Annotated in this window: 20 protein-coding genes; 9 read left to right on the top strand and 11 right to left on the bottom strand. The window is 65.3% G+C overall.

All coding sequences use genetic code 11. The features are described 5' to 3' along the window. Window positions 1-131: 131 nt before the first annotated feature. Complete coding sequence (locus H8B02_RS32300; protein ID WP_229169928.1) at window positions 132-830, bottom strand: ribonuclease activity regulator RraA; 699 nt, start codon at window positions 828-830, stop codon at window positions 132-134. Window positions 831-1,043: 213 nt separating this feature from the next. Here H8B02_RS32300 and pxpB point away from each other — a divergent pair, with 213 nt between their 5' ends. The 4 genes from pxpB (at window position 1,044) to H8B02_RS32280 (ending at window position 4,170) form a co-directional block, all read left to right on the top strand. Continuing rightward, a complete protein-coding gene (gene pxpB / locus H8B02_RS32295; protein ID WP_229169927.1) occupies window positions 1,044-1,775 on the top strand; it encodes a 5-oxoprolinase subunit PxpB in 732 nt (243 codons plus the stop codon). Further along, on the top strand, window positions 1,772-2,806 hold the full coding sequence (locus H8B02_RS32290) for a 5-oxoprolinase subunit C family protein (protein ID WP_229169926.1): 1,035 nt from the start codon (window positions 1,772-1,774) through the stop codon (window positions 2,804-2,806). The genes pxpB and H8B02_RS32290 overlap by 4 nt, the downstream gene beginning before the upstream one ends. Window positions 2,807-2,838: 32 nt before the next feature. Beyond that, window positions 2,839-3,612, top strand: coding sequence for a LamB/YcsF family protein (locus tag H8B02_RS32285; protein ID WP_092114433.1), 774 nt, complete (start codon window positions 2,839-2,841; stop codon window positions 3,610-3,612). A 150-nt stretch (window positions 3,613-3,762) separates the two neighbouring features. Next, window positions 3,763-4,170 (top strand): hypothetical protein, encoded by a 408-nt coding sequence (locus tag H8B02_RS32280; RefSeq protein WP_229169925.1) that lies wholly within the window; start codon window positions 3,763-3,765, stop codon window positions 4,168-4,170. A gap of 159 nt (window positions 4,171-4,329) precedes the next feature. On the opposite strand, the gene H8B02_RS32275 is transcribed toward H8B02_RS32280, so the two are convergent. The 3 genes from H8B02_RS32275 to H8B02_RS32265 form a co-directional block, all read right to left on the bottom strand. After that, on the bottom strand, window positions 4,330-4,482 hold the full coding sequence (locus tag H8B02_RS32275) for a hypothetical protein (RefSeq protein ID WP_171947587.1): 153 nt from the start codon (window positions 4,480-4,482) through the stop codon (window positions 4,330-4,332). A gap of 267 nt (window positions 4,483-4,749) precedes the next feature. Next, window positions 4,750-5,907 (bottom strand): CmpA/NrtA family ABC transporter substrate-binding protein, encoded by a 1,158-nt coding sequence (locus tag H8B02_RS32270; protein WP_229169924.1) that lies wholly within the window; start codon window positions 5,905-5,907, stop codon window positions 4,750-4,752. Further along, a complete protein-coding gene (locus H8B02_RS32265; RefSeq protein ID WP_018271619.1) occupies window positions 5,904-6,494 on the bottom strand; it encodes an ANTAR domain-containing response regulator in 591 nt (196 codons plus the stop codon). The genes H8B02_RS32270 and H8B02_RS32265 overlap by 4 nt, the downstream gene beginning before the upstream one ends. Window positions 6,495-6,612: 118 nt before the next feature. Here H8B02_RS32265 and rimO point away from each other — a divergent pair, with 118 nt between their 5' ends. Further along, window positions 6,613-7,938, top strand: a complete 1,326-nt coding sequence (gene rimO, locus H8B02_RS32260) for a 30S ribosomal protein S12 methylthiotransferase RimO (RefSeq protein ID WP_229169923.1) — start codon at window positions 6,613-6,615, stop codon at window positions 7,936-7,938. Window positions 7,939-7,944: 6 nt separating this feature from the next. Here rimO and H8B02_RS32255 read toward each other — a convergent pair whose 3' ends face one another. Further along, window positions 7,945-8,241, bottom strand: a complete 297-nt coding sequence (locus H8B02_RS32255; protein WP_229169922.1) for a hypothetical protein — start codon at window positions 8,239-8,241, stop codon at window positions 7,945-7,947. Between the two features lie 410 nt (window positions 8,242-8,651). On the opposite strand from H8B02_RS32255, the gene H8B02_RS32250 reads away from it, so the two are divergent. Continuing rightward, complete coding sequence (locus H8B02_RS32250; RefSeq protein ID WP_229169921.1) at window positions 8,652-9,848, top strand: acetylornithine transaminase; 1,197 nt, start codon at window positions 8,652-8,654, stop codon at window positions 9,846-9,848. Between the two features lie 103 nt (window positions 9,849-9,951). Here H8B02_RS32250 and H8B02_RS32245 read toward each other — a convergent pair whose 3' ends face one another. The 3 genes from H8B02_RS32245 to pcsA all read right to left on the bottom strand — a co-directional run bounded on the left by H8B02_RS32245 (window position 9,952) and on the right by pcsA (window position 12,458). Continuing rightward, entirely contained in the window at window positions 9,952-10,926 is a 975-nt protein-coding gene (locus tag H8B02_RS32245; RefSeq protein WP_229169920.1) for a quinone oxidoreductase family protein, read from the bottom strand. Between the two features lie 81 nt (window positions 10,927-11,007). Then, window positions 11,008-11,733, bottom strand: coding sequence for a TerC family protein (locus H8B02_RS32240; protein ID WP_229169919.1), 726 nt, complete (start codon window positions 11,731-11,733; stop codon window positions 11,008-11,010). Then, window positions 11,730-12,458 (bottom strand): phosphatidylcholine synthase, encoded by a 729-nt coding sequence (gene pcsA, locus H8B02_RS32235; protein WP_229169918.1) that lies wholly within the window; start codon window positions 12,456-12,458, stop codon window positions 11,730-11,732. Before pcsA ends, H8B02_RS32240 begins: the two co-directional genes overlap by 4 nt. A gap of 133 nt (window positions 12,459-12,591) precedes the next feature. On the opposite strand from pcsA, the gene H8B02_RS32230 reads away from it, so the two are divergent. After that, a complete protein-coding gene (locus H8B02_RS32230; RefSeq protein WP_229169917.1) occupies window positions 12,592-13,776 on the top strand; it encodes a UbiH/UbiF family hydroxylase in 1,185 nt (394 codons plus the stop codon). Window positions 13,777-13,789: 13 nt separating this feature from the next. On the opposite strand, the gene H8B02_RS32225 is transcribed toward H8B02_RS32230, so the two are convergent. Further along, on the bottom strand, window positions 13,790-14,743 hold the full coding sequence (locus H8B02_RS32225; protein WP_229169916.1) for an AEC family transporter: 954 nt from the start codon (window positions 14,741-14,743) through the stop codon (window positions 13,790-13,792). A gap of 121 nt (window positions 14,744-14,864) precedes the next feature. Here H8B02_RS32225 and hspQ point away from each other — a divergent pair, with 121 nt between their 5' ends. Further along, on the top strand, window positions 14,865-15,197 hold the full coding sequence (gene hspQ / locus H8B02_RS32220; protein ID WP_229169915.1) for a heat shock protein HspQ: 333 nt from the start codon (window positions 14,865-14,867) through the stop codon (window positions 15,195-15,197). A 50-nt stretch (window positions 15,198-15,247) separates the two neighbouring features. On the opposite strand, the gene H8B02_RS32215 is transcribed toward hspQ, so the two are convergent. Further along, complete coding sequence (locus tag H8B02_RS32215; protein WP_229169914.1) at window positions 15,248-16,522, bottom strand: MFS transporter; 1,275 nt, start codon at window positions 16,520-16,522, stop codon at window positions 15,248-15,250. 393 nt (window positions 16,523-16,915) lie between these two features. Next, on the bottom strand, window positions 16,916-17,752 hold the full coding sequence (locus H8B02_RS32210; RefSeq protein WP_229169913.1) for an invasion associated locus B family protein: 837 nt from the start codon (window positions 17,750-17,752) through the stop codon (window positions 16,916-16,918). Window positions 17,753-18,136: 384 nt separating this feature from the next. Between H8B02_RS32210 and H8B02_RS32205 the strand changes: the two genes are divergently transcribed. Next, a partial coding sequence (locus tag H8B02_RS32205; protein WP_229169929.1) for an extracellular solute-binding protein occupies window positions 18,137-19,661 on the top strand: 1,525 nt, incomplete at its 3' end.

Here is a 19,661-nt window from a genome sequence, read left to right as displayed (position 1 = left end):
GCCGGGCCGCGCCGGCGCCATGTTGATCGGGTCCTGCAGCACGCTGCCGGTGAAGTTCTCCTTCGGCGCGCGGCGGGTCGGCCGCGAGCCGGAAACGTGGATATCCATGGGGTTACCTCCCTTTCTTGACGTTATTTCTTGGATGCGGCGTAGCGCGCCTTAGTCTCGGCGTTCATCGGATACAGGCCGGGCAGCTGGGCGCCATTGTTCACCTCGTTGACGATCCAGGCTTCCATCCGCTCCTGCTCGGGCCCCTCGGCCAGCACCTGGTCAAGGAAGGCCTGCGGGATCAGCACCGCGCCGTCCTGGTCGGCCACCACCACGTCGTTCGGAAACACGGCAACGCCGCCGCAGCCGATCGGTTCGCCCCAGCCGACGAAGGTCAGACCTGCAACCGACGGCGGCGCGGCGTAGCCGTCGCACCACACCGGCAGGCCGGTGCCGAGCACGCCCTCGACGTCACGCACCGCGCCATCGGTGATCAACGCCGTCACCCCGCGCTTGACCATGCGCGCGCAGAGGATATCGCCGAAAATGCCGGCATCGGTGATGCCCATGGCATCGACCACGGCAATGCAGTCCGCCGGCATCGCCTCGATCGCGGTACGGGTCGAGATCGGCGACGACCAGGATTCCGGCGTCGCCAGATCCTCGCGGGCCGGCACGAAGCGCAGCGTGAAGGCCGGTCCGACCAACCGCTTCTGCCCGGGCTTCAAGGGCTTGGTGCCGCGCATCCAGATGTTGCGCAGGCCCTTCTTGAGCAGGACCGTGGTGATGGTGGCGGTGGACACGTGCGACAGCGTCGCGATCGCTTCGGCGGACAGTGACATCTGGAAAGCTTGCTCCGATGGGAGGAAAAGACCGGCGCATGTTGCCGGGCGAAGGCCCTGCGTCAAGGGCTGCGCGAAAAAGCTGCGATCACCTAAATTTATCGTCGGCATGCCGATTAATTTATTGAAGTTGCTGCATCATTTTGCACGAAGCGAATTCCGTTTTGAATCGAAACACGCTAGCTTGATGGCCGAACCAATCTGCTTGAGCCGATGGCCGAACCCTTAAGTCCTCCCCGCCTTTTGCCGAGTGGCGACAGCGCCATCACGGTGGAATTCAGCCGCACCATCGATGACGCCGCCAACCGGCGGGTGCTCGCGCTCGACCGCGTGATAGCGGCCGAGCCGATCGCCGGTATCACCGAGACCGTGCCGACCTACCGGTCGCTTCTGGTGCATTACGATCCCGTGCAGATCACTTTCGATGCGCTCGGCGAGCAGCTGCTCGCGCGCGCCGCCAAGGCACCGCCGACCGAAAGCGGAACCCGGCGCTGGCGGATCCCCATCACTTATGGCGGCGAGCACGGCATCGATCTCGAGGATGTGGCGAAGGCACTCCAGACCACCCCCGATGACATCGTCGCGCGCCACGCCGCCGGCGACTATCGCGTCGCCATGATCGGCTTCACGCCCGGCTGGTCCTATCTGAGCGGGCTGGACAAGTTCCTGCATATCCCGAGGCGCAAGGAGCCGCGGCTCGTGACCCCGGCCGGCACCATCTCGATCGGCGGCATCCAGACCGGCGTGCAGTGCCTGGCCGGCCCGAGCGGCTGGCACCTGCTCGGCCGCACCCCGGTGCGAACCTACCAATTGCATCGCGATCCGACCTTCCTGCTGGAGCCGGGCGATGCCGTCAGCTTCACGGCAGTGGATACCAAGACCTTTGCCGAACAGGACCGCGCCGCCGAGGCCGGCGCGTTCGTCGCAGAACTGGTGACGCCATGAGCAAGCTCGTCGTCACCTCGATCGGCCCGGCCAGCTCGGTGCAGGACGGCGGACGTCCGGGCTCGCAGCGCTACGGCCTGACGCCGAGCGGTGCGATGGACCGGCTTTCGCTGGCGGCCGCCAATACGCTGGTCGGAAATGAGCCGTTCGCCGCCGCGGTCGAGATCGGTCCATTCGGCGCCACCTTCACCGCGCGCGGCGGCGCCGTCCGTGTCGGGCTCGCCGGCGCATCGCGCAATGCGGACATCGGTGGCCGGCCGGTCGCCTTCGACAGTTCGGCAACGCTCGCCGACGGTGAGACGCTCAATCTCGGTTTTGCGCGCGGCGGCTCGTTCAGCTATCTCGCGATCGAGCACGGCATCGAGGGCGAGCCGATGTTCGGCAGCCTCGCCGTCAACGCCCGGGCCGGGCTCGGCAGCCCCTACCCGCGGCCGCTGCAAAGCGGCGACGAGTTGAAGACGAAAGCTGCGAGCGGCGCCGCCGAGCGCCGCATCGAATTGCCGGCCGCCACCGATGCGCCGATCCGCATCGTGTTCGGCCCGCAGGACGACGAGTTCGCCGAGGAAAACAAGAAGCTGTTCCTCGACAGCGAGTGGAAGATCTCGGCCACCAGCGACCGCATGGGCTACCGGCTCGAAGGGGCCGTCATCAAGCACCGCGACGGCCACAACATCGTCTCCGACGGCACCGTCAACGGCAGCATCCAGGTGCCGGGCAACGGCCAGCCGATCGTGCTGATGCCGGACCGCGGCACCAGCGGCGGTTATCCGAAGATCGCGACCGTGATCACGGCCGATCTTGGCCGCTTCGCGCAGACCTCCGCCGGCCGGCCGTTCCGCTTCAAGGCCGTGACCATGGCGGAAGCGCAGACCGAGGCGATCAAGTTCCACGCGCTGCTGCATTCCCTGTCCGACCGCCTCCGCGGCATCGACGATTTTGGCCTCAACATCGAGGCGCTGCGGGATGCGAATGTCGCGGGTCAGGCCGTCAGCGCCGTCGATGTGTCGACCTGGCAAGTTGCGCTACCCTGAATCAAATACGAACAACCAACGGATCGATCGTCATGACTGCAACCATCGACCTCAATTGCGATCTCGGCGAAAGTTTTGGCCCCTGGGAAATGGGCAATGACGCCGCGATGATCGAGCTTGCAACCTCGGTCAACGTCGCCTGCGGCTTCCATGCCGGCGATGCCGACATCATGCGCAAGACCGTCGAGCTCGCGAAGGCGCGCGGTGTCAGCGTCGGCGCCCATCCCGGCTATCGCGACCTGCATGGCTTTGGCCGCCGCCCGATGCCGGGGCTGACATCCTCCGAGATCGAGAACCTGATCGCCTATCAGATCGGCGCCCTGCAGGCGATCGCAACCGCGGCCGGTCACAAGGTCACGCATGTGAAGGCACATGGCGCGATTTCCAACGTCGCCTGTGAGGACGACATGACCGCACGCGCGATCGCCAATGCGATCAAGGCGGTCGACCGCAATCTCATCTTCGTGGTGCTCGCCAACTCGAAGCTGGTGCGCGCCGGTGAAGCCGCCAATCTGCGGATGGCGCATGAAGTGTTTGCCGACCGCGCCTACGAGGACGACGGCAATCTGGTGTCGCGCAAGAAGCCCGGTGCGGTGCTGCACGATCCCAAGGCGATCGCCGAGCGTGTGGTGCGGATGGTGCAGGATGGCGCGGTGGTGTCTGTCACCGGCAAGGTGATCAAGATGCAGACCGATACCGTCTGCATCCATGGCGACACGCATGGCGCCGTCGAGATTGCGCGCGGCCTGCGCGAGGCGCTGAGCAAGGCCGGCATCACGGTCGCGCCGTTCAAGACCGCGCACTGAGCCGCGAACACACGGGGCAGCAAGGGGCCGGCCGTCACGCCGACCCTTTTAGATTCCGTTAAGAGTCTTCTTAAACCCAAACTTGCCGTTTGATTGCTAGGTGCAGCTTCCGAGCCTTTGATTGTCCTCTCAGGAAATTGGGTACAAAGCATGTTCCGCACCAGCCTCTCTCTTGCAATTGCGGCGGTTGCCACGGCCGCCTTCACCAGCGCAGCTTCCGCCGGCTGCTACAGCTGCTATATGCCGCCGCCCCAGCCCTGCACGACCTGCTATCAGGTGCAGACCGTGCCGCCGCAGTATCGCACCGTGCAGGAGACCGTGATGGTGTCGCCGGGCCGCGTCATCGCGCATCGCACGCCGGCGCAGTATCGTACCATGATGGTGCCGAAGACCGTGATGGTCGCGCCCGAAGGCGTCGCCTATGATCGCATCGCGCCGCAATACGCCACCCAGGAACGCACGCAGATGGTCTCGCCGGGCTACTCCTACTACGCGCCGGTCCAGCCGACCTGCAACACCTGCGGCGGCGGTGGATACGGATACGGTTACGGCTACTGATGACGTTGCGTAGGGTGGGTTAGCTTAGCGCAGCGTAACCCACCTTGTCGCGGGACGAAGGTGGCGGGTTACGCCCTCGGCCAACCCGCCCTACAAGTTCGCAAACAAAAGCCGCCGCCTGAGGTCATCAGACGGCGGCTTTTCAATTCTCTGATTTGCTCAGAACGGGTGGACGGACAGCGTGCCGAACACGATCGCCGCGATCACCGCGAACGCGCTGTACAGCGCCGCAGTGTGAATTCCGGTCCCGGACTTCCTTGAAATGTGTCGCGCGTAAAAGTGCAGGCGGGCTTCCGCCGATAGCTCGCGCATGGTCGATCTCCAACGCCCCATTCTCGGCCATATGGAATAGCGTTCGCGCCCGGATTCAAGCGGGCGGAAAAAATAGCGACGCCGCTCCCTTCGGGAACACGGTTCCGAGAGGAATATTCTTTCCCGTGCGGTCAGCCGAGAATCTTATTCGTTGCAATTCGAGGCGTCGGGAACCCGCGCCAGTCCCGCAATAACCGAAAATCTCGAAAACAACCCCATGCAAAGTAGCCGGAGGTGGATAGCTGAGGCGCGGCCGCTGCACCCCGCTCAGGGCTTCCAGCGCCCGATCTTGAAGGCCGCCAGATGGCCGGGAACGTCGTTCGGATCGAACGGCGGACCGGCGAACGCACCGATGGCGTTGGAGGTGTCAGTCGGGCGCCCGGCCGCAGCGTCATAGAGGTCCGGCCTGAACACCGCCATGGCCGCCTTCAGCGCCTCCGGCCGGTACGGTGTCTGGCCCCAGCGAACCATCTGCGCGTAGAGCCAGGCCGCCTGCCCCGGGTCCGGCCGCGCCGCCGCCTCGCGCCCGACCAACAAATAGCGACCGCTTTCGCGCATGGTGCCGTCGGGCGAAATCTTCAGCCGGCCGTCGAGCGTGCGCTGGATGACGCTGGCCTCGACGCCGAGCCGCTCGGGCTGCGCCAGGATACGCGCGACTTCGGGCCGGTTTTCCGGCTGCTCGATGAACTCCGCGGCGCGCAGATGCGCGCGCACCAGCGCGGCCACGACGGCGGCGTGCTTCTCCGACCAGCTCTGGCGCACCGCCAGCACTTTCTCCACTGCGCTGAGCAGGATGTCCGAGACGAAGTGCAGGATGTGGCCGACACCAAGATCGACCGCGATCGAATTCCAGGGTGCGCCGACACAGAACGCATCAACATGCCCGTTGGCGAGACTGTCGACCATGTAGGGCGGCGGCAGCACCACGAGCTGGACGTCCTCGTCGGGATCGACGCCGCCGGCGGCCATCCAGAACCGCAACTGATAATTGTGGGTCGAGAACGGGAAGGTCATGCCGAAGGTCAACGGCTCGGCCCCGCTCTTGCGCCGCTTGGCAACGACGCGGGCAAGCGCGCGCGAGGTCGCCATCGGATCGAAGCGGTCGCCGTCGATCTCTTCCATCAGCGCGGCGTGCAGCGCCGGCGATACCGTGATGGCGTTGCCGTTGAGCCCCAAATTGAAGGGTGCTGCGATCGGCACCTTGACGTGGCCGAGCCCGAGGCTCGAGGCGATTGCCACCGGCGCCAGCAGATGGGCGGCATCGAACAGGCCGATATTGAGCTTGTCGCGGACGTTCGACCACGACACTTCGCGCACCAACATGACGTCGAGGCCTTCGGCTGCGGCAAATCCCTTGTCGGTCGCGACGATCAGGGCGGCAGCGTCAACCAGCGGAATGAATCCGATGTGCAGGGGTGTGGTCATTTCAAGAGCTCCGACGCCGTCAGGATCGATTGCGCGATCTCCCCGATCTTCTTTTTCTCGCGCATCGCGGTCGAGCGCATCAGCACATAGGCCTCCTCCTCGGTCAGCCCCTTCACCTTCATCAGGATGCCCTTGGCGCGGTCGATCACCTTGCGCTCCTCCAGCGCATGCTTGGTGCGGTCGAGCTCGTCCTGCAATTTGGAGAAGGCGTTAAAGCGGGAGACGCAGAGATCGAGGATCGGCTTCATCCGCTCTTTCTTGAGGCCGTCGACGATGTAGGCAGAGACACCTGCCTCGACGGAGGCCTGGATCGAGGCGGCGTCGCTCTGGTCGACGAACATCGCTATCGGGCGGCGGACGGCGCGGCTGACCTGGAACATTTGTTCCAGCACGTCGCGGCTGGGGTTCTCGAGGTCGATGACGATGATCTCGGGATCGAGCGCATAGATCCGCGAGAGCAGGCTCTGCATCTCGCTGATGTGGACCACGTCCGTATAGCCGGCCTCCCGCAGTCCCTCCTCCAGGATGGCCGCACGGATCGGGCTCTCGTCGACTATGACGATCTTGGGAGACGATTCAGCGCTCATCGACCACTCTCAAAGCCCGGCAAGAACCATCCATATCACGCCAGAAGCGCCCGGAAAGGGTTGTAATTCTCGGCAATTGGGACTAGCTCCTGCCCATCAATCAGGCAGATTCAGAGATATGCAAGAGGCCGCTACGCCGAAAGTGAGCTTTGTGTCCTTAGGGTGCCCCAAGGCGCTGGTCGATTCCGAGCGCATCATCACCCGGCTGCGCGCGGAAGGCTATGAGCTGGCGCGGAAGCATGATGGCGCGGACATCGTCATCGTCAACACCTGCGGCTTCCTCGACAGCGCCAAGCAGGAATCGCTCGCCGCGATCGGCGAGGCCATGGCCGAGAACGGCAAGGTCATCGTCACCGGCTGCATGGGCGCCGAGCCGGAGCAGATCGAGAGCGCCTATCCCGGCGTGCTGTCGATCACCGGACCGCAGCAATATGAGAGCGTGCTGGACGCCGTGCACCGCGCGCTGCCGCCGGCGCACAATCCGCATGTCGACCTGGTGCCGCCGCAGGGCGTCAAGCTGACGCCGCGCCACTACGCCTACTTGAAGATCTCCGAGGGCTGCAACAACCGCTGCAGCTTCTGCATCATTCCGAAGCTGCGCGGCGATTTGGTGTCGCGACCGGCCAATGACGTGCTGCGCGAAGCCGAGAAGCTGGTGAAGGCCGGCGTCAAGGAATTGCTTGTTATCTCGCAGGACACCTCGGCCTACGGCGTCGACCTGAAATTCGCCGAGAGCCCCTGGCAGGATCGCAGCGTGCGCGCAAAATTCTTCGACCTCGCCAAGGAGCTCGGCGAGCTCGGCGCCTGGGTGAGGCTGCAATATGTCTACCCCTACCCGCATGTCGACGAGGTCATCGGCCTGATGACCGAGGGCAAGGTGCTGCCCTATCTCGACATCCCGTTCCAGCATGCGAGCCCCGACGTGCTGCGCGCGATGAAGCGCCCGGCCGCACAGGAGAAGACGCTGGCGCGGATCCAGAAGTGGCGCGAGCAGTGCCCGGAGCTGACGCTGCGCTCGACCTTCATCGTCGGCTTCCCCGGCGAGACCGATTCCGATTTCGCCTACCTTCTCGACTGGCTGGATGAAGCGGAGATCGACCGCCTCGGCTGCTTCAAATACGAGCCGGTTGCCGGCGCCGCATCGAACGCGATCGGCAATGCCGTGCCCGACGAGGTCAAGCAGGAGCGCTGGAATGCGCTGATGGCGCGGCAGCAGAAGATTTCGACCCGGCGCCTGAAGCGCAAGGTCGGCACCCGCCAGCAGGTGATCATCGACGAGGTCGGCCCGACGGTGGCCAAGGGCCGGTCAAAGGCCGACGCGCCCGAGATCGACGGCGCCGTCTATCTCACCAGCCGCCGCCCGCTGAAGGTCGGCGAGATCGTCACCGCGAAGATCGAGCGCGCCGACGAATACGACCTGCACGGCAGTGTCGCCGGATTCTGAACGCGCCTAACTCGCAACCGGCGGAGCGGCAAGCGCCGGATCCAGCGTGCGAAGCACGCGATGGATGCGGACCGAGCTGGCGATGCCTGCATTGCGCACATAGGCATCGATGACCTCCTCGCTCTCGACCACGACGAGGCCGAACAGCTTGCGGTCATCGGTCGCGTAGGTGCAGAGCCAATGCATCCTGCCCTGCGTCGCGATGATGGCGTCCAGCGCAATTCGCGCATGACGCGCCACCTGGGCGTCATCGGTCACATCGAAGCCGGCCGGAAGATCTCGTTCGATCAGCAGCTTGATCACGGCGCCACCTCCAGGATTGCCTCGTCGCAGCCTAGAGCACTTTCGGTTCTGATTGAATCCAACCGAAGCTCTAGATTCTTGTTTTGACGCGTTTTCTTCACGCGAACCGGTGTCCACTTCGCTCGAAAACGCTCTATCACGCTCCGCGCGCCGCTTGCGTGCGATGTCATCTGCCGCTTGACACCACCGGCCGTTCGGCTGTATGGCCCTGCGCCATGAAGCTGAACCGGACCCACCGCCGCGCCATCAACCGTCGTCGCACCCGCGACGATGCTGGGCTGCGCCGTGTCCGACGCCACCGCTGATTAGCTAAAATCAGCCAAGGTTTTCGAGAAGGCCGCGCCCGCAAAGCGCGGCCTTCTCGCATTTTCGGCCAGCCCTTTCCCACACCGACCCCAGAGGAGATCGACATGACCAACGCTACCCATCCGTTCGATGCGCTGATGGACATCACCGCTCGCCCCGAGGTCGTCTTCGTGCGCGGTGCAGGCTCGCATTTGTGGGACTCCAACCGCAACCGCTATCTCGATTTCGTGCAGGGCTGGGCCGTGAATCCGCTCGGCCACTCGCCGGTCATCGTTGCCGATGCGCTGGCCGCGCAGGCCAGGCGGCTCTTGACGCCGAGCCCGGCGTTCTACAACGAGCAGAGCCTCAAGCTGGCGAAGATGCTGGTCGACAACAGCTGTTTCGATCAGGTGTTCTTCGCCAATTCCGGCGCGGAGGCCAATGAAGGCGCCATCAAGCTCGCGCGCAAATTTGGCGCCAAGTACAAGAATGGCGCGCACGAGATCATCACCTTCGAAGGCGGCTTCCACGGCCGGACGCTCGCGACCATGTCGGCTTCGGGCAAGAAGGCGTTCGAGCCGCTGTTCGAGCCGAAAGTCTCGGGATTCCGGAAAGCGCGGCTGAACGACATCGAGTCGGTGCGGCAGCTGATCACGTCGTCGACGGTCGCGGTCATGCTCGAGCCGATCCAGGGTGAAGCCGGCGTGTGGCCGGCGACCGACGCATTCGTGCAAGAGCTGCGGGCGCTGACCCAGCAGCGCGGCCTGCTCTTGATCGTCGACGAGATCCAGACCGGCATGGGCCGGACCGGAAAGCTGTTCGGCTATGAGCACGCCGGAATCGTGCCCGACATCATGACGCTCGGCAAGGGTATCGGCGGCGGCGTGCCGCTCGCTGCGCTGCTCGCGACCGAACATGCCTCCTGCTTCGATCACGGCGATCAGGGAGGCACCTTCAACGGCAATCCCCTGATGTGCGCCGCCGGGCTTGTCGTGCTCGATCAGATCGGCCGGCCCGATTTCCTGAAATCGGTCACCGACACCGGGCTGCTGCTCGAGCGCGAATTGCAGCGGCTGTCGGCACGGCACGGGCTCGGCGAGATCAGAGGCCGCGGCCTGCTGCTCGCGCTCGATCTCAAGATGCCGATCGGTGCGGCCGTCGTCGCCGAGGCGTTCGCCGCCGGCGTGCTGGTCAATTCGCCGCAGCCGGACACGCTGCGCTTCATGCCGGCGCTCAACGTGACGCGGGAGGAGATTTCCGCGATGATTGATTGTCTCGATACCGTGCTGACCAAGGTCGGTGCAGCGCGACGGGTGGCGTAACGCTCCCACGTCCGTCATTGCGAGGAGCGAAGCGACGAAGCAATCCACCTGTCCCCGGGTGGAGAGGTGGATTGCTTCGCTTCGCTCGCAATGACGGCGAGACTTACGGCCGCAGGATCGCAGCACCGGTGGTCGCCCGGCTCTCGAGATCGATATGCGCCTTGGCGACGTCCTTGAGCGCATAGGCGTGGTTGATCGGGACGTGCAGCTTGCCGTTGATCACGGCGGCGAACAACGTGTCGGCGCCTTCAAGCAATTCCTTGCGGGTGCCGACATAGTCGTTGAGCTTCGGCCGCGTCGCGAACAGCGAACCGTGGTTGTTGAGCTCAGCGAGCGGGAACGGCGGCACCGGCCCGGAGGCGTTGCCGAACGAGACGAACAGGCCGCGTGGCCGCAGGCACGACAGCGATCCCGGGAACGTGGTCTTGCCGACGCCGTCATAGACGACGTCGCAGAGCTCGCCGCGGCTGATCTGCTTGACGCGTTCGACGAAATTTTCCTCGTTGTAGAGGATGACGTGGTCGCAGCCATTGGCGAGCGCGATATCGGCCTTCGACTTCGAGCCGACGGTGCCGATGACATGCGCGCCGAGCGCGTGGGCCCACTGGCAGGCCAGCAGCCCGATGCCGCCGGCTGCGGCGTGGATCAGCACCCGATGGCCCGGCTCGACCTTGAAGGTCTTGTGCAGGAGGTACCAGACCGTGAGCCCCTTGAGCATCAGCACGGCGCCCTGCTCATACGTGATGTGGTCGGGCAACTTGACCAGCTTGTCGGCCGGGATGACGCGCTCGGAGGCGTAACCGCCGAGGTTGTAGTAATAGGCGACGCGATCGCCGGGGTGGAAATTGGTCACCCCTGGACCGACGGCCACGACCTCGCCCGCGGCCTCATTGCCGGCGATGAACGGCAGGCCGGGCGCCTTGTAGAGGCCGGTGCGGAAATAGACGTCGATGAAGTTCAGCCCGACCGCATGCTGGCGGATGCGGACCTCGCCGTTCCCCGGCGCCCCCACCTCGACATCCTCATAGGTCAGGACCTCAGGGCCCCCCACCTTGTGCACCCGCACAGCCTTGGTCATGTCGTCGCTCCCTCAGATCTCAGCGTCAAACGAGCGAATGCCATCGGCGCCGGCTTGTCAACCAAGCGGCCGGAACCGGGGCTATCGCGCCGGCTTCTTGCGGTTGCGCCTGGCCAGCACGTTGAACATCTCGACTGCCGCCGAGAACGCGATGGCGAAATAGATGTAGCCGCGCGGAATGTGGAATTTGAATCCATCGGCCACCAGCGCCACGCCGATCAGCACCAGGAACGCCAGCGCCAGCATCTTGGTGGTCGGATGCTCCGCGACAAACCGCGCCACCGGTCCCGACGAGATGTACATGATCGCGCAGGCGATCACGACCGCCGCGATCATGATCTCGATGTCCTGCGCCATGCCGATCGCGGTGATGATCGAATCCAGCGAGAACACCAGGTCGATGATGATGATCTGCACGATCACCCAGAAGAACGCGTTGGGGGTCGGCTTGTCATTCTCCTCTGCGTCACGCGCCTCGACCTCGCCGTGGATCTCGTGGGTCGCTTTCGCAATCAGGAACAGGCCGCCGCCGATCAAGATGATATCGCGCCACGACAGCGCGACACTCTCGATGGTGATCACAGGCTGCGTCAGCCCGATCAGCCAGACCAGGACGCTGAGCAGGATGATGCGGAACACCAGCGCCAGCAGCAGGCCGATCTGCCGCGCGCGGTTGGCCTGCGGTTGCGGAATCCGCGAGACGAGCACTGACAGGAAGATGACGTTGTCGATGCCGAGCACGATCTCGAGCGCAGTCAGGGTCAGCAGCGCCGCCCAGGCTTCCGGGCTGGTGATCAACTGCATCATGCTCTGAAGGCTTTCATCCGGCGGATCAGGGTATCGCTGCCGACGATGTAGACGGCGATGGCGCAGAGACCGAATGTGATCGGGGCTCCGACCACGAAATCGTTGGCGAGCGTGTACATGCCGAGCAGCGCCCAGGCGCCGAGCAGCCACAGCGTCAGCCAGCGCAGCCGCACCACGCGGAACGGGTGCAGCACATGGAACGGCGCAAAGGTCAGCACGATCAGGAGCGCGACCACGATCGTCGACAGCACCGGCGGCAAATGCAGCAGGAACAGATAGAACGCCGCCGCATTCCACAGCGCCGGGAAGCCGCGGAAATGGTTGTCGTCGGACTTCATGCGGCGGTCGGCGAAATACAGCGCGCTGGAGACCACGATGCCGATGCCGAGGACCGGCGCGGCCAGCGGCAGCAGCATCCCGCTCGCGGTGATCGCATAGGCCGGCACGAACACATAGGTGACGAAATCAACCACCAGGTCGAGCACCTCGCCCGACCAGTTCGGCTGCAGCCGCACCACGTCGAGCCGGCGCGCCAGCGGGCCGTCGATCCCGTCGATGATCAGAGCGACCCCGAGCCAGGCGAACATGTTGGCCCAATGCTCGCGCACCGCCTCCAGCATCGCCAACAGCGCGACCCCGGCGCCGAGCGCCGTGAAGATATGAACGGAGAATGCGGCGGTCCGCATCCGTTCTGGCAACGCATCCGGCTGGCTCGAGTGCTCCATCGGCCGAAGTGCTATCAGGAATCGGTCACCTTTGCATATGCAGTCTTGCGGCGTTCCGCCGCGCAGATCGTTGGAGACTCTTGGTGGTTACCGATGGCTTGAAAATCGGGCCAGGCATGTCAAATGTCCTGATATGACCGACAGCTCCCAGGATTATGACGTTATCGTAATAGGCGGTGGTCCGGCCGGATTGACGGCTGCGATTGCCCTCGCCGACGCCGGTGCACGTACCGCGCTGTTGGCGCGCCGCACGCCCTATGCCGACAACCGGACCACCGCGCTGCTCGGCGCCTCGACCGAGATCCTGGAGCGGCTCGACGTCTGGCGGCGCTGCAGCGACCAAGCGGCGGCGCTCAAGACCATGCGCCTCGTCGACGACACCGGCCGCCTGATCCGCGCGCCGGAAGTGCGGTTCTCCTCCGAGGAGATCGGCCGCGAGCAGTTCGGCTTCAACATCGACAATCGCGCGCTGGTCGCAGCGCTCGAGGAGCGTGCCGGCGAGATGGCCGCGCTGACCCGGTTCGACGACGAGGCCGCCTCGGTGCAACCGGATGATGCCGCGGTCACCGTGGTGACGCGGCAGGGCCAGTCGTTGTCGGCCCGGCTCGTGGTCGGCGCCGACGGACGCAACTCGCTGTCCCGCGAGGCCGCCGGCATCGAGGTGGTCAGCCGCGAACTCGGCCAATCCGCCCTCACCTTCAACATCACCCACAGCCGGTCGCACCGGAACATCTCGACCGAGTTTCACACCGAGCACGGCCCCTGCGTGTTCGTGCCGCTCAGCGGCAACCGCAGCAGCGTGGTCTGGGTCTCGGCGCCCAGGGAGGCCGAACGGCTGAAGGCGCTCGGCGATGGCGAATTATCCGATGCAGCCGAGCGGCAGTCGCATTCGATTCTCGGCCGCGTCGAGGTTCAGGGCGGCCGCCACGTGTTTCCGCTCGCCATCGAGCGACCCCGGCAATTCGCCAAGGACCGGATCGCGCTGGTCGGCGAATCCGCCCATGTGCTGCCGCCGATCGGCGCGCAGGGGCTCAACATGGGGCTGCGCGATGCCGCCGATATCGCCGAGATCACAGGCCAGGCGATCGGCCGCGGGGAGGATCCCGGCGCGCCACATGTGCTGTCGCGCTACCAGGCGGCGCGGCGTCCCGATGTTGCCAGCCGGATTTGGGCGATCGACATCGCCAACCGGTCGCTGCTCAGCGATTTCCTGGGCGTACAGACGGCGCGTGCCGCCGGCTTGCATCTGATCGGCGCATTCGGCCCGCTGCGGCGGCTGGCGATGCGCGAGGGTCTCGCGCCGTCATGGCGGCGGTGAGTCTCGGGGCCGCTTAAGGAAACACCAAGCGTCCGCTCTGGATGAACCACATCACGCTGGTCAGCGTGACCACCGAGGCGAAGGTGCCGATCAGCACCGCGACCGATGCCGGCTCGATCCAGGTGTCGTTCTGCCGTGCAATCACGAACACGTTGAGCGCCGGCGGCAGCGAGGCCATCAGCACCGCGGTCGCAGCCCAGGGCTGCGCGAACGGACCGAACAGCAGCATCAGTCCGAAGGCCAGCAGCGGATGGATCAGAAGCTTGATCGCGACCACACCCGGCACCTCCCACGGCACCCGCTCGAACGGCCGCAGCGCCACGGTGATGCCGAGCACGAACAGCGCGGTCGGCGCGGCGGCGTTTTGCAGGAACTGGATGGTGCGGTCGAGCGCGACCGGAATCGGGATGTGAAACGCGGCGACCAGCGCGCCGAACACCGCCGACATGATCAGCGGGTTCTGCACGATCTGCCGCAGCACCACGCCGAACGCGTGCAACAGCGAGGGATGGTCGCGGTCGGTGAGCTCGATCAGGAGCGGCACGATCGAGAACAGGAAGATGCTGTCGCAGCAGAAGATCAGCGCGGTCGGCGCCGCCGCCTTGGTGCCGAGCACGGCGAGCGCCAGCCCAGGGCCCATGTACCCGATATTGCCGTAGGCGCCCGACAGGCCGGCCAGTGTCGCCTCGCGCAGCGACAGCCCGCCGATCAGCTTTCCTGCGACCATCGCCAGGAAGAACGCGATCACGGTTCCGAGCGTGGTGGCGATCAGGAATGGTGGGTTGTTCAGCTCGGCGAACGGTGTCTTCGACATGATCCCGAACAGCAGCGCCGGCAACGAAACGTAAAGCAGGAAGAAATTCATCCAGGCGAGCCCGCTCTCGGGCAAACCCTTGGCTTTTCCGCACGCGTAGCCGATGAAGATCAAGCCGAAATACGGCAACGCCAGATTGAGGATATCGATCATTCTGAAAGTAGTTTCTCGGCCGGATTTCGGGTCGTTTTGGTCCGGCTAGAATCGGTAAACCGGGGGTTAATTCGAGGCTTAGCCCCTAGCATCGGCCACAATGTTGGTCTATCGACGAACCATGATCAAAGCGCGCACCGCCAAGTTTCAGATCGGGCAGATCGTCCGTCACCGGGTGTTCTCCTTCCGGGGCGTGATTTTTGATATCGACCCGGAGTTCAACAACACCGAGGAATGGTGGCTGTCGATCCCCGAGGAGATGCGGCCGCACAAGGACCAGCCGTTCTATCACCTGCTCGCGGAAAACTCGGAGACCGAGTACGTCGCCTATGTGTCCGAGCAGAACCTGCTGCCCGACGATTCCGGCGAGCCGATCCGGCACTCGCAGGTGGCGGAGATCTTCGTGAAGGACAAATCGGGCGGCTACCGTCCGCGCAACCCGTCGCTGAACTGACGCGCGGCGCCTGTCCGGCGACGGACGCGACGGCGCGGCTTCCAGCCTGCTCATACCCCCTCACGCGCGGCCAGCGCCGCCGCGATCGCCCAGACCGCAAAGCCCGCCAGCGCCAGTCCGGCGCCGACGAGACCGGTTGACGTCCAGCCGTAACCGGCCGCGACGGCCATTCCGCCGAGCCACGGTCCCAGTGCATTGGCGACGTTGAAGGCGGAATGGTTGAGCGCAGCGGCGAGGCTCTGGGCTTCGCCCGCGACATCCATCAGCCGGGTCTGCAACACGGTGGCGAGCGCTCCGCCCAACCCGATCAGGAACACGTCGGCGCTCAGTGTCCAGAAATTCGCCGCCGCCAGCGGATACAACGCCAGCGTCGCCGCCGACCACAGCAGCAGCCCGCCCGCGGTCGCCATCAGCGCGCGGTCGGCAAAGCGCGGCACGATGATGTTGCCGGCGGTGAGGCCGGCGCCGAAGATGCACAGCGTGACGGGCACCAGCGCGGGCGACGTGTGCGTCACCGCCAGCATGGTCGACGCCAGATAAGTGTAGACCGAGAACAGTCCGCCGAAACCGATGGCGCCGATCCCAAGCGTCAGCCAGACATGCTTGCGCCCGAGCGCCGAGAGCTCGCGCAACGGGCTCGCGTTGCTGTCGGCGACGTCACGCGGGGCGAAGATCAGGACCAGGATGGCGGTCAGGAGCGCGAGGCCGGCAACGATCGCGAAGGCCCAGCGCCAGCCGATCGCCTGCCCCACGCCGTTTGCGAGCGGGACGCCGATCGTCGTCGCGATGGTGAGGCCGAGCAGCACGCGGCCGACGGCCGCGGTGCGCTTGTCCGTCGGGACCAGCGAGGCCGCGACCAGCATGGCGATGCCGAAATAGGCGCCATGCGGCAGCCCGGCGAGGAAGCGCAGCACCAGCATGGTGTGGTAGTCGGGCGCGAGCCCGGACAGGCCATTCATCAGCGCAAAGAAGCCCATCAGCGCGATCAGCAGCGTCCGCCGCGCCATGCGCGCCGACAGCACGGCGATCACAGGCGCGCCCACCACGACGCCGAGCGCGTAGGCGCTGATCGCGTGACCCGCCTGGGGCTCACTGATGTGCAGATCGTGGGCGAAGAACGGCAGCAGGCTCATGGTCGCGAATTCGGCGATGCCGATCGCGAACCCGCCCATCGCCAGCGCGAGATGAACGATGCCCGGATGAAAGCTCCCGGGGGCGTTGTCCTGGTTGAGGCGCCTGCCGGCATCGACCGAAGCGCGGCCGGTCGGCTGCTCCGAAGGCCGGGAGAGCGGTTCCCGCCGCTGCGTGCTGACTCGCTGGGACATTGGGAGACTTCCATGATTGCGAACGACGGACGGGCTTGCGACCCGAGCAAAGTCCAGCCGCATCGCGCCATCAGGCTTCCGCACAGCGGCCAGGGTTCGCACAGAACCACGCGCGCATTTGCGCATCGAAGGCGCGCGTGCCGCGCTTTCGTCTGGCCTCCCGTGACGGATTTGTGATTGGGCTTCGACGCCGGACTTGTCCGGACAAGGCAACGACGATGCGGCTTGGCACGATCGATTTGCCTTGAGCGACCATCGCACACGATGGGCACGATCACCAGCGCGGCAGGCTGCCATCAGCCAGTCTGTTTCGCATGACAAAAAAAGGCGCCCTTGCGGGCGCCTTTTGCTTGCGACGATCTTGCGCTTTCTTGAACGCGTGATCGACGTTTTTTACTTGGCTGCCGGATTGGCCGGAGCCGGCGCAGCGCCACCGCCCGCGCCTTCCAGCTTCTTGCGCTGCTCTTCGGCGCGCTTCTGCAACTCTTCCTGCAGCTTCTTCGAGTTTTCCTCAAACACCTTCGGATCGGTCGGCGGGCCGTCATAGGCCTTGGCGAATTCGGTGTTGAGCGGCAGCGGCAGCGTCAGCGGCGCGCCGTTCGAATTGATCGCCTGGACCACGAGGTTCTGGCCCTTCTTCATGTTGGCGATCAGTTCGGGGGTTGCTTCATAGTCGGACATGCAGCCGTTCTGGAAGCAGATCACATAGGGCGCCTGCTGCGGCGGGTTGCCGTCGACGATGATGCGGGTGCCGTGAACGAGCTGCATGCCGAGCGGCAGCGTGACGCGCAGGATCTTCTTCGGCTCGCCTTCCGGCTCGATGATCACGGCGGCGATCACCGGCTGGCCCGACTCGATGCGGCCGTCCTTGCCGGTGAAGCAAACCTGCTTGGCGTTGGCTTCCTGGCCCTTCAGACAGAACTTGGTCCAAGGGGCGTAGATCAGCTGGATCTGCTGATCCTGGGGCGGCTGCTGGGCGGCGGCAGCGGGCGCCTGACCTGCGGCCGGGGCCTGTGCCTGGGGCGCCGGTTGGGCTGCCGGAGCCGGCGCCTTCGGAACTGCCTTGGGTGCCGCCTTGGGCGCTGCCTTCGGTGCCGCAGGCGCCGGCGCTGCCGGCTGCTGGGCCCAAGCGGCAGGAACCAGGAGCGCTGCAGAGAATGCCGTCGCCGCCATCAGGGCAACAATTCGCCCATGCGGCCGGACCGGGGCGGCCAAGATACGGAAGTTCATTGCGGAAAACCCTTTCTGAACGGCAGCGCCCGAAACCGCTGCAGGCGCCGACACATAGCCGTTTGGGCGGCTGTCTCCTAGTCAATTGAGGCGGATACGTGACAGGCGTTCCCGCCCTCCAATTGCACGCCTTCAATACAGCGGCGCGCGGAAAGATCAATGCCGACAAGCGCATTTGCGCCGATGTGACGGCGAGTTTCAGCGCCCTGTGATAAACCTCCTGATGTGACGTTTCGCGAATCAAATCCGGTGCCTCACGCACGTGTTCCCGGGCACGGTTGGCGCGCCGCGTTGGCCGTCGTCTGGCTTGTGCTGGCATCCAACCTGGGATTCCTGACAAGCGCGCTTGCCCCTGCAGCCGCCACCGAGAGCCACGCCATCGCGATGCATGGCGCGCCCGCGCTGCCTGCCGACTTTACCCACCTGCCCTATGCCAATCCTGACGCCCCCAAGGGCGGCCGTCTGGTCCTGAGCCCCCGGGAGGGCACCTTCGATAGCCTCAACCCCCTGATTGTCAGGGGTCTCGCCGTGCAGCAGCTTCGGGGCTACGCCTACGAGCGCGGCTATGTCTACGAAAGCCTGTTGGTACGGAACAATGACGAGCCCTTCACGCTGTACGGCCTGCTCGCCCGCAGCGTCGAGACCGACGATGCCAGAAGCTATGTGACATTCCGCCTCGATCCTCGCGCGCGCTTCTCCGATGGGCACGAGGTCGCGGCCGACGACGTCGTGTTCTCGCTCGAACTGCTGCGCGATCACGGCCGTCCGCTGCATCACCAGTATTATTCGAAAGTCGCAAAGGCCGAGGTGCTCGACCCGCTCACGGTGCGGTTCGATTTTGGTGGCGTTGCGGACCGCGAATTGCCGCTGATCCTCGGCCTGATGCCGATCCTGCCGCGACATGCCACCGACGTCTCCAAGTTTGAAGAGACGACCCTGGCGCCGCCGATCGGCTCCGGCCCGTACCGCGTGACGGCAGTCAAGCCCGGCAGCAGCGTGACCTTCACCCGCAATCCGGATTATTGGGGGCGCGACCTGCCGGTGAACCGCGGCCTCTGGAATTTCGACGAGATCAGGCTCGATTACTACCGCGACGCCAACGGCCAGTTCGAGGCGTTCAAGCGCGGCCTCTATGACTTCAGGACCGAGCCCGAGCCGCTTCGCTGGCATGACGGCTACGACTTCCCCGCCGCGAAAAGCGGCGAAGTGATCCGCGACACCATCAAGATCGGCACGCCCGATCCGTCCGAATTTCTGGTGTTCAACACGAGGCGGCCGAAGTTTGCCGACGTCAGGGTGCGCCAGGCGTTGCTGATGCTGTTCGATTTCGATTGGATCAACCGCAACTACTATTTTGGACTTTATTCGCGCGCCGGCGGCTATTTCGCCGGCTCGGATTTGTCGGCCTATGGCCGCCCGGCCGATGACCGCGAACGCGATCTCCTCAAGCCGTATCTGTCGCATATTGCGCCCGACATTCTCGAGGGCCGCTATCGCCTCCCCGACACCGACGGCTCAGGCCGCGACCGCACCGTTCTGCGCAACGCGCTCGCGCTGCTGTCGGAGGCGGGTTACGCGCTCGACGGCACGGTGCTGAAGCAACGCTCGACCGGGACGGCGCTCCGGATCGAAATCCTGGTGACGACACGCGAGCATGAACGGATCGCCCTCGCCTATCAGCGCGACCTGAAGCGGGCCGGCATCGACGCCGCGGTCCGGGTGGTCGACGCGGTGCAGTTCGAGCAGCGCCGGGTCGCCTATGACTTCGACATGATCCCCATCCGCTGGGACCAGTCGCTGTCGCCGGGCAACGAGCAGTGGTTCTACTGGGGCAGCCAGGCCGCCGACGTGCCGGGCACCCGCAACTACATGGGCGCCAGGGATCCGGCCATCGACGCCACGATCGCCG

This window comes from Bradyrhizobium altum, assembly GCF_020889705.1.
GTDB lineage: Bacteria > Pseudomonadota > Alphaproteobacteria > Rhizobiales > Xanthobacteraceae > Bradyrhizobium > Bradyrhizobium altum.
This window is presented reverse-complemented; position numbering and strand designations above follow the sequence as displayed.

Excerpts from the sequence above, each read along its gene's own strand:
- H8B02_RS32230 (WP_229169917.1), top strand. The coding sequence starts at position 12,592 with ATGACCGACAGCTCCCAGGATTATGACGTTATCGTAATAGGCGGTGGT.
- H8B02_RS32250 (WP_229169921.1), top strand. The coding sequence starts at position 8,652 with ATGACCAACGCTACCCATCCGTTCGATGCGCTGATGGACATCACCGCT.
- pcsA (WP_229169918.1), bottom strand. The coding sequence starts at position 12,458 with ATGGAGCACTCGAGCCAGCCGGATGCGTTGCCAGAACGGATGCGGACC.
- H8B02_RS32225 (WP_229169916.1), bottom strand. The coding sequence starts at position 14,743 with ATGATCGATATCCTCAATCTGGCGTTGCCGTATTTCGGCTTGATCTTC.
- H8B02_RS32270 (WP_229169924.1), bottom strand. The coding sequence starts at position 5,907 with ATGACCACACCCCTGCACATCGGATTCATTCCGCTGGTTGACGCTGCC.
- pxpB (WP_229169927.1), top strand. The coding sequence starts at position 1,044 with ATGGCCGAACCCTTAAGTCCTCCCCGCCTTTTGCCGAGTGGCGACAGC.
- H8B02_RS32300 (WP_229169928.1), bottom strand. The coding sequence starts at position 830 with ATGTCACTGTCCGCCGAAGCGATCGCGACGCTGTCGCACGTGTCCACC.
- H8B02_RS32280 (WP_229169925.1), top strand. The coding sequence starts at position 3,763 with ATGTTCCGCACCAGCCTCTCTCTTGCAATTGCGGCGGTTGCCACGGCC.
- rimO (WP_229169923.1), top strand. The coding sequence starts at position 6,613 with ATGCAAGAGGCCGCTACGCCGAAAGTGAGCTTTGTGTCCTTAGGGTGC.
- H8B02_RS32210 (WP_229169913.1), bottom strand. The coding sequence starts at position 17,752 with ATGAACTTCCGTATCTTGGCCGCCCCGGTCCGGCCGCATGGGCGAATT.
- hspQ (WP_229169915.1), top strand. The coding sequence starts at position 14,865 with ATGATCAAAGCGCGCACCGCCAAGTTTCAGATCGGGCAGATCGTCCGT.
- H8B02_RS32245 (WP_229169920.1), bottom strand. The coding sequence starts at position 10,926 with ATGACCAAGGCTGTGCGGGTGCACAAGGTGGGGGGCCCTGAGGTCCTG.
- H8B02_RS32215 (WP_229169914.1), bottom strand. The coding sequence starts at position 16,522 with ATGTCCCAGCGAGTCAGCACGCAGCGGCGGGAACCGCTCTCCCGGCCT.
- H8B02_RS32285 (WP_092114433.1), top strand. The coding sequence starts at position 2,839 with ATGACTGCAACCATCGACCTCAATTGCGATCTCGGCGAAAGTTTTGGC.
- H8B02_RS32275 (WP_171947587.1), bottom strand. The coding sequence starts at position 4,482 with ATGCGCGAGCTATCGGCGGAAGCCCGCCTGCACTTTTACGCGCGACAC.
- H8B02_RS32290 (WP_229169926.1), top strand. The coding sequence starts at position 1,772 with ATGAGCAAGCTCGTCGTCACCTCGATCGGCCCGGCCAGCTCGGTGCAG.
- H8B02_RS32265 (WP_018271619.1), bottom strand. The coding sequence starts at position 6,494 with ATGAGCGCTGAATCGTCTCCCAAGATCGTCATAGTCGACGAGAGCCCG.
- H8B02_RS32240 (WP_229169919.1), bottom strand. The coding sequence starts at position 11,733 with ATGATGCAGTTGATCACCAGCCCGGAAGCCTGGGCGGCGCTGCTGACC.